General features: G+C 64.5%; 7 protein-coding genes. All 7 read left to right on the top strand.

What is annotated here, in order from left to right:
* Positions 1–793: 793 nt before the first annotated feature.
* The 7 genes from secDF to BN3659_RS09150 all read left to right on the top strand — a co-directional run bounded on the left by secDF (position 794) and on the right by BN3659_RS09150 (position 8,842).
* On the top strand, positions 794–3,799 hold the full coding sequence (secDF, locus tag BN3659_RS09120; protein ID WP_091536390.1) for a protein translocase subunit SecDF: 3,006 nt from the start codon (positions 794–796) through the stop codon (positions 3,797–3,799).
* Positions 3,800–3,928: 129 nt separating this feature from the next.
* The gene (locus BN3659_RS09125; RefSeq protein WP_091536395.1) at positions 3,929–4,336 is read left to right on the top strand and encodes a hypothetical protein; all 408 of its coding nucleotides are present in this window, start codon (positions 3,929–3,931) and stop codon (positions 4,334–4,336) included.
* Positions 4,336–4,920, top strand: a complete 585-nt coding sequence (coaE, locus tag BN3659_RS09130; protein WP_091536396.1) for a dephospho-CoA kinase — start codon at positions 4,336–4,338, stop codon at positions 4,918–4,920. Before BN3659_RS09125 ends, coaE begins: the two co-directional genes overlap by 1 nt.
* Positions 4,904–5,752 (top strand): dihydropteroate synthase, encoded by an 849-nt coding sequence (gene folP / locus BN3659_RS09135; RefSeq protein WP_458692779.1) that lies wholly within the window; start codon positions 4,904–4,906, stop codon positions 5,750–5,752. Before coaE ends, folP begins: the two co-directional genes overlap by 17 nt.
* Positions 5,753–6,503: 751 nt before the next feature.
* Entirely contained in the window at positions 6,504–7,154 is a 651-nt protein-coding gene (locus BN3659_RS09140; protein WP_091536392.1) for an ABC transporter ATP-binding protein, read from the top strand.
* A 3-nt stretch (positions 7,155–7,157) separates the two neighbouring features.
* Complete coding sequence (locus BN3659_RS09145) at positions 7,158–7,931, top strand: TIGR02757 family protein (protein ID WP_091536393.1); 774 nt, start codon at positions 7,158–7,160, stop codon at positions 7,929–7,931.
* A gap of 8 nt (positions 7,932–7,939) precedes the next feature.
* Positions 7,940–8,842 (top strand): tRNA1(Val) (adenine(37)-N6)-methyltransferase, encoded by a 903-nt coding sequence (locus BN3659_RS09150; RefSeq protein ID WP_091536399.1) that lies wholly within the window; start codon positions 7,940–7,942, stop codon positions 8,840–8,842.
* Positions 8,843–9,118: the final 276 nt, after the last annotated feature.

Below are 9,118 nucleotides of genomic sequence, written 5' to 3' on the forward strand. Positions count from 1 at the left end.
CCGGTTGCCGGCCGCGCTTTTGCGCCGCTCGTCTCGGTTGCGGTCGGGACGGAGGTTGCCGCTCCTCTGCCGCATTCTTGCCGGGATTCTGTTGGTGTCTCGTCGTGTTTTTGCCGGATGCTTGCCGGGCTTCTGCCGGGCCTTTTGAGAGGAGCCTGCCGGGGACCTGTCGGATTTCTGCCGGGTTCCTGCCGGGTTTTCGGATATTGCCGGAGCGATTCCGGACGGCGGCCGCTGCGGCGTATCGTCGGTGCGGCCCCGGCAATGCCGGCCGTTCGGCGCCGCCCCCATGCGGCGGACGGCACCCAGCCCGAAAGGCTTCGTGTCTGTCTGCCGCCGGCGCCGGATGCCCGCGAACACCCGGCCCGAGGCGGCATCGGTGCTCCGCCATCGAACCGACGGAGACCGGATCGCCGGCGCCGAACCGCAAGGCATTTCCCGTGTCTTCGGGATGGCGGACGGCGGCCGCGGCCTGCGGAACGGGGCCTGAACGGGCAAGCCCCTGCTGCCGGTGGCTGAGGCCCGAACGGATCGGAAGCGCCGCCGACCGCAGGGGGGCGCGCCGGCATGGGTCCGGCGTTTTCGCCGGGCCGGGCGCAGCCCCGGTTCCGTCCGGGGATTGCCGGGGCGGGCAGACGACTGCGAAAAAGCGGACTTTTCGAGGTGCGGAGCGCAGATTTGTGCGGAGTGCGTTGCGCGTTGCGGATATTTTTTCTATCTTTGCGTGCTATTGTGCGTAATGCTAAGACCGAACGATAATTAAACAAACGTAATAACAAATTATTTAACTCAAATGCAAAGTAAAGGTGCCATTAAATTACTCGCTGTGCTTCTGGCCGTCGCGTGTATTTATCAGCTCTCCTTCACGTTCAAGACGCGGAGCGTAGAGAAGGCCGCGGCGAGGTATGCCGCACAATTCAGTCCCGAGCAGCAGGCCGAAGCCGAGCAGCACTATCTCGACTCCGTGCAGAACCTGCCCGTGTACAACCTCGGTTTCACGAAGTTCACCTACAAAGTCTGCAAGGAGAAGGAGCTCAACCTCGGCCTCGACCTCAAGGGCGGCATGAACGTCATGCTCGAAGTGCAGGTGGAGGACGTAATCAAGGCGCTGGCCGGCGACAGCCAGCACGATCCGGCCTTCGCGGCGGCCATCGCCGAAGCCAACGAAGCGCAGAAGCAGGGAACGTCGAAAGACTACATCGACGATTTCGTGCGTTCGTTCAGGGAGCATTCGGACGGCACCTCGCTCGCTTCGGTCTTCGTCAGCCCCGACCGCAAGGACATCACCCTCGAAACTTCCGACGCGGAGGTGGCCCGCATCCTCAAAAGGGAGACCGAAGCCGCGATCGCCGCATCGTTCAACGTGCTCCGCAGCCGCATCGACCATTTCGGCGTAACGCAGCCCAACATCATGCGTCTGCCCAACTCGCACCGCATCCTCGTGGAGCTGCCGGGCGTGAAGGAGCCGCAGCGCGTGCGCGACCTGTTGCAGGGCACCGCTTCGCTGGAGTTCTGGCTCACCTACGACGCCGGCGAGATGCTGCCGCGTCTGGCAAGCGCCGACAAGTTGATCCGCGACGAACACCTCGCCGCCGAGACCGCGGCGGAAGAGACGGCCGCGGAAGAGCCCGACAGCACTTCGACCGGTCTGTTGGCCGAAGTGGGCAAGACCGCCGCTGCCGCCGATACGCAGCAGGCCGCCGCTTCGCGCTATACCCGCGAGCAGAATCCGCTCTTCGCGGTGCTCGATCCCGATTATGCGGGCGGTGCCGCCGTGGGTGCCGCCTACAAGGCCGACATGGCGACCGTCGAAGCCTATCTGGCGCAACCCGCCGTGCGCGATCTGCTTCCGGCCGACGTCGTGTTCAAGTGGGGCGTGAAGGGCGACGACAACATCGACGGGCGCTACTACCTCTACGCCATCCGCGTAACCACGCCCGACGGCAAGGCGCCGCTGGACGGCAGCGTCGTGGTCGATGCCGTCGAGACCTATGCGCAGCGCGGCGCCGAAGCCGAAGTCTCGATGACCATGAACGGCGAAGGTACGCAGGAGTGGGCCCGCATGACGGGCGAGAACATCGGCAAGTGCATCGCCATCGTGCTCGACGGTTACGTCTACTCCGCACCCCGCGTCAACACCAAGATCGACAAGGGCACTTCGTCCATCACGGGCGGCTTCACCATTCAGGAGGCGAAAGACCTCGCCAATGTCCTCAAATCGGGCAAGGTGCCTGCACCGGCCCGCATCATTCAGGATACGGTGGTCGGACCCTCGCTCGGACAGGAGTCGATCAATGCGGGTCTGATGTCGTTCGTCTTCGCCTTCATCCTCGTGCTCCTCTACATGGGCCTGTTCTACAAGACGGCCGGGTGGATGTCCGATATAGCCCTGCTGTGCAACGTCTTCCTGCTGATGGGCGTGCTCGTCTCGTTCGGTGCCGTGCTGACGCTGCCCGGTATCGCGGGTATCGTCCTCACGATGGGTATGGCCGTCGATGCCAACGTCATCATCTACGAACGCATCAAGGAGGAGCTGCGCGGCGGCAAGGGACTCATGCTCGCCATCAAGGACGGTTTCTCGAAAGCCTACTCCGCGATCATCGACGGCAACCTCACCACGATCATCACGGGCATCGTGCTCTTCGTCTTCGGCAACGGTCCCGTGCAGGGCTTCGCCACGACGCTCATCATCGGTATCATCACTTCGTTCTTCTGCGCGATCTTCATCACCCGCCTGCTGATCGAATGGATCGCGGGCAAATGGGGCCGCATCTCCTTCTCGCGCAAATGGTCGGAGAATTTCCTTTCGAATACGCATGTCGATTTCATCGGCCTGCGCAAGATCTCCTACTGGGTGTGCGGCGCCGTGATCCTCGTGGCCTGCGTGTCGTTCTTCGCCCGCGGTCTGAACCTCGGCGCCGAATTTACCGGCGGCCGCGCCTATGTGGTCCGCTTCGACCAGCCGGTTTCGGCCGAGGAGGTGCGCAGCAACCTGTCCGCGGCCTTCGGCCAGCTCGCCGATGCCGATGCCTCGTCCGTCAGCTTCGAGGTGAAACAATACGGCAACGAGAACCAGATGCGCATCGTAACCCAATACAAGTACGACGACACGTCGGACGAGGCGACGGGCGAGGTGGAGGAGATCCTCTACAAGGCCCTCAAGCCGCTTTATACCTATGATATTTCGTTCGACGGCTTCCGCAACACGCAGACCGATGCGAACGGTATCCTCACCGCCGACAAGATCGGCCCCTCGATCGCTTCGGACATGACGTGGAACGCCATCTGGTCGGTCTTCTTCTCGCTGATCGCCATCGGTCTGTACATCGCCTTCCGCTTCAAGCGCTGGCAGTGGGCTTCGGGCGCGACGCTCGCTCTGGCCTTCAACGCCCTGTTCGTGATCGGACTCTTCTCGCTCCTCTACGGGCTGGTGCCGTTCAACCTCGAAGTGAATCAGGCATTCATCGCGGCGATCCTCACGATCATCGGTTATTCGATCAACGATACGGTGGTCGTCTTCGACCGAATCCGCGAGTACCTCGGTCTCTATCCGAAGCGCCGGCTCCGCGAGAATGTGAACAATGCCATCAACTCGACTTTGTCGCGTACGATCAACACCTCGGGTACGACGCTCGTAACGCTGCTGGCCATGTTCTTCTTCGGCGGCGAGACCATCCGCGGCTTCATCTTCGGTCTGCTCGTGGGTGTCGTCGTGGGTACGGCTTCGACGATTTTCGTGGCGACGCCCGTCGCCTACGACCTGATGGCGAAGCGTGCGAAGGGGGACAAGGAGGAGTAGCAACGGACGCCGGAACACGGCCCGCACTTCCGGGCGGGGCGGTTGCGGATAAAAAGGACTGCGCAGGCTTTGACGCAGTCCTTTTTATTTTTACCTTTGCGGATACGAATGAAAATGGAAAAGGATACGATGGAAAACTTTGTCCGCTGGCTGAGGCAATACGTCTCGCCGGTCTTTCTGGCGTTGCTGGTGGCGTCGTTCATCCTCTGGTATATCGCCAAACTGAGCTATACGTATACCGCGGAACAGACGATCCGTCTGAATGTCGACGGCGAAGAGTTCAAGGTAACGTGCGTCGTGGAGGGCGTGGGGACGAATCTTTTCGGATACAAAGCCTACATGAACAAGACGCTGCGCATCCCGCTCTCGGAGCTCAAATACGAGCCTTCCCGGGAGGAGGGGCGCGAGGGACTGATCGTCATCGACCCCCGGTCGTTGCAGAATGCCATTTCGGTGCGTTTCAGCGACATCAAGGTGATCTCGATCGGCGCTGTGCCCGAGATCGGCATGCCGCACGAAAAGAAGACCGAGCCATGATGAAGATCGGCATTACGGGCGGCATCGGCAGCGGCAAGAGCACGGTTTGCCGGCTTTTCGCCGAGCGCGGCGTGGCGGTCTACGACTCCGACGCCGAGGCCAAACGGCTGATGTCGGGGCCGCTGCGTCCGGCGCTCGAAGCCCGCTTCGGAGCCGGAATCTTTCGCGGCGGCGTGCTGGACCGCCGTGCGCTCTCCGACGTGGTTTTCCGCGATGCGCGGGCGCTTGCCGATCTGAATGCCTTGGTGCATCCGGCCGTGCGCGAGGATTTCGAGGCGTGGGCCGCGCAACAGACGGGGGACTACGTGATTCTGGAGAGCGCGATTCTGTTCGAATCGGGTTTCGACGACGTCGTCGACCGTGTGCTGGCGGTGATGGCTCCCGAGCGTCTGCGCATCGAGCGAACCTGCCGCCGCGACGGAGTGGCCGAGGCCGACGTGCGGCGGCGCATGGCGGCGCAGCTCGACGACGACGCGCTCGTGGCGAAGGCCGACTATACGATGGTCAATCTTTTCGAGGAGGATCTCCGACCGGCGGTGATGCTCCTCGACCGAAAATTCAGACAGGATGCGAACCGGAAGTGAACTCGACCTGCGCAAGCCGCAGGTGATGACGATTCTGAACGTTACGCCCGACTCCTTTTATGCCGGCAGCCGCACGCCGCGTGTCGCGGAGATCGAACGCCGCATCGGCGAGGCCGTGGAGGCCGGGTGCTCGATCATCGACGTGGGCGGCTATTCGTCGCGCTCCGGGGCCGAAGTGGTGCCGCCCGAGGAGGAGTGGCGCCGTGTGGCCGAAGGGGTGGGGGCCGTGCGCCGCATAGCCCCCCGCACGGCCGTGTCGGTCGATACGTTCCGCGCCTCGGTGGCCGAGCGGGCCGTCGGAGAGTTCGGTCCTTTGATCGTCAACGACATCTCGGCCGGCGAGTTGGACGGGCGGATGCTCCCGGTCGTGGCCCGTCTCGGGGTCCCCTATATTGCCATGCACATGAAGGGCGATCCGCAGACCATGCAGAGCCTTACGGCTTACGAACGGGACATAACGGCCGAGGTCTGCGCCTATTTCGAGGGGCGCATCGGGGCGATGCTGGCGGCCGGCATCCGCAAGGAGCATATCGTGCTCGATCCGGGGTTCGGCTTCGCCAAGACGCTCGACCAGAACTACGAACTGCTCGGGGGCCTGCACCGCATCGCAGCGCTGGGCTTTCCGGTGCTGGCGGGTGTTTCGCGCAAGTCGATGATCTACAAACTGCTCGGGACGACGCCCGACGAGGCGTTGGCCGGTACGGTCGCCCTCGGCTGGGAGTGTCTCAGGCAGGGCGCGACGATCCTGCGCGTGCACGATACGCGCGAAGCGGTCGAGACGGTGCGTATCTTCGAAGCCTTCGGGCGTAACGTGCGGAGGCAGGAAGCCTGAAGGAGCCGTGCGGCAGCCCGCTTTACGCGGGAGCGCCGGGCCGGTGTGAGGACATGTGCCGCTCGTGGAGGCGGAGGTCGTGTGCGAAGACGGGAAAATACGGAGCGGATGCAACGGTCGCATTCCCGGGCGGCCGAACCGGTGCGGAACCGGAAGGGAGGGACACGCGCCCTCCCTCGGGCAGAAACCGTGGGGGGCCGTTCGGGAACGGGCGGCGGCGACTGCGACCGTTCGCAGGCGGCCTGTATCTGCGGGAAGCTCCGGTACGGCTGCGGGAGGGTGCGGATATGCGGCCGGTGGGGGGCGGCCGGATTCCGCACGATGCGCCGGAGCGCTGCATGCCGGTGTCCGGTACGGCGGGAGCCCGGCTTTGCAGACCCGAGCCATCGGGCTGTTTGAAACGTCGGGCGGGATCGGTTCGCAGCAGACGAGGACCTGTCGATGAGTATGTTGGACTGCCCGGGAGCGGACGTAGATCGCGGACAGCGAGGAGCTTTACGGCGGGCGTGAGCTCGAAGCTGGGGAAGCGCTTTTCAGCCGGCCGGCGGCTCGTCCGAGGGATGCGGCGCCTCCGGTCCGTGCGAAGCATGGCGGGCGATGTGCATCGATCCGCTGAGCGCCGATCCGCTGTGCGAGATTTCACCGCTCCGCCGGCCGACTTTCTCGGCCGCGGCGGCGCGGATCGTTTCGACCGGGGGGGCACGGACGGCGGATGCCGCGGCGGCGCACGATAGATACGGATTTGCCTATGATGATACGATGCATTGATATTCATAAGAGATACGGCACGCTCGAAGTGCTGAAGGGCGTTTCGCTCGATGTCGAGGCCGGCGAGGTGGTCTCGGTGGTCGGTGCCAGCGGCGCCGGCAAGACCACGCTCCTGCAGATCGTGGGGACGCTGCTCGCGCCGGACGCGGGCCGTGTGGAGGTCGACGGCCGCGAGGTCGGACGGCTCGGCGACAGGGAGCTGTCGCGCTTCCGCAACGAGCGGATCGGCTTCGTGTTCCAGTTCCACCATTTGTTGCCCGAGTTCACGGCGCTGGAGAACGTGATGATCCCGGCCCTGATCGGCCGCCGCGACAAGGCCGGGAGCGAACGGCGGGCTGCCGAACTGCTGCGGACGGTGGGGCTCGCCGATCGTGCCGGCCATAAGCCCGCCCAGTTGTCGGGCGGCGAGCAGCAGCGCGTGGCCATTGCGCGGGCGCTGGTCAACGCACCCGCCGTGCTGCTGGCCGACGAGCCGTCGGGCAACCTCGACACGCAGAACCGTGAGGAGATCCACCGCCTCTTCTTCGAGCTGCGCGAGAAGCTGGGGCAGACGATCGTGATCGTTACGCACGACGACCGGCTGGCCGGGATGGCCGACCGCCGGATTACCATGAGCGACGGCCTCATCCGCTGACCGATGGAACGCGACGAACTGCGGGAGCTGCTCGAACGGCTCCACGACAAGTACAACCGCGAGGAGTTCATCGCGCACGATCCGATCGCGGTGCCTCACCGCTATGCGGAGCGGCACGACCGCGAGATCGCGGGATTTCTGGCGGCCACGATCGCATGGGGCAACCGCAAGGCGATCGTACGCAACGGGCTGCGGATGATGCAGTATATGGACGATGCTCCGGCCGATTTCGTGCGCCATGCCTCGGAGCGCGAACTGGCATTGCTCGATGCGTATGTGCACCGCACGTTCAACGGCCGCGATCTGCGCGACTTCGTGCTGGCACTGCGCCGGATGGAGGAGCTGTACGGCGGTCTGGGCGCATTTTTCGAAAGCCGCTACGAAGCGCTGGGGACGATACCCGCCGTGCTGTCGGCTTTCCGCCGCGAGTTTTTCGCCGCGCAGCATGCGCCGCACTGCGAGAAACACCTCTCTGCGATCGACAGGGGTGCCGCGTGCAAGCGGCTCTGCATGTTTCTGCGCTGGATGGTGCGGCGCGACGCGCGCGGCGTGGACTTCGGTGCGTGGCGGCGCATTCCGATGTCGGCCCTCTACCTGCCGCTGGATCTCCATGCGGGCGAAATGGGGCGTGCGCTCGGCCTGCTCGTGCGGCGTCAGAACGACTGGCGGGCCGTGGAGGAGATCACCGCGGCGCTCCGCACGTTCGATCCGGACGATCCCGTCCGCTACGATTTCGCGCTCTTCGGAGCGGGCATGGACGGCTATCTCGATAATTGATCGACCCGATGTTCCGATTCAAACAGTTCACGATCCGGCAGGAGCGCTCGCCGATGAAGGTCGGCACCGACGGGGTGCTGCTCGGGGCATGGGTGCGCGTGTCTTCGTCGGTCGGCCGCATTCTCGACATCGGCACGGGGACGGGGGTGATCGCCCTGATGCTGGCGCAGCGGACGCAGGAGCGGTCCGGAGTGCGGATCACGGCGCTCGACATAGGCGAGGTGGCGGAGGCGCGTGCGAATGCCGATGCCTCGCCGTGGGGTGCGAGGGTGGAGACGGTGCAGTGTCCCGTGCAGCGCTTCGAGCCGGCGGAGCGTTACGATCTGATCGTGTCGAATCCTCCTTTTTTCGTCGATTCGCTCGCTTCGCCCGATGCGGGACGCTCGCGGGCGCGCCATGCGTCGGAACTGCCCTTCGACGAGTTGCACGACGCCGTGGTGCGGTTGCTCGCGCCCGGCGGGCGTTTCGCCCTCGTGCTGCCGCCGCCCGAAGCGGGGTTGTTTCTCGCGGAGTGCCGCTCGCTGCGCATGGTGCGCTGCACGGAGGTGCGTTCGACGCCCCGGCGCGGCGTGCGGAGGGTGCTGATGGAGTTCGCGCACGGATGCGGAGGCGGGACGATCGACGAACGGGAGGGGCCGGAGCGCACGAGCGGTGAAGCGTCGGAACGCTCTGTGCAGCACAGGACGGCGCACGGGTTCGGCTTCAGCTATGCGGCGGTTTGCGGGCGGGACGGTGCGGTGCGCGGGACCGGAGGCGGCGCGGCATGCCGCGGAGAGGAGGGCTCGGCATTTGGGGCCGGCGGCTCGGCGGCGGACTGCGAACGGGATGAACTGACCATCGGGACGGGTGCGCATGAGGAGTATACGGAGGAGTATCGGGCGTTGACCAGTGATTTTTATTTGAAATTCTGAATTTTCGGCCATTCGCGCCGCTGCCTATTCGTATTGCCGGCGTTTTGGTCTGTCGTCCATTCGGGCTGTCGTTTGCTCGTGTCGTCGTCCTGATCTGCCGTCCATTTGTGCCGCTGCCTTTCCGAACAGTCGTCCGTTCGTGCCGCAGTCTATTCGTATTGCCGGCGTTTTGGTCTGTCGTCCATTCGGGCTGTCGTTTGCTCGTGTCGTCGTCCTGATCTGCCGTCCATTTGTGCCGCTGCCTTTCCGAACAGTCGTCCGTTCGTGCCGCAGTCT

The organism is Alistipes sp. CHKCI003, from assembly GCF_900021155.1.
GTDB lineage: Bacteria > Bacteroidota > Bacteroidia > Bacteroidales > Rikenellaceae > Alistipes > Alistipes excrementavium.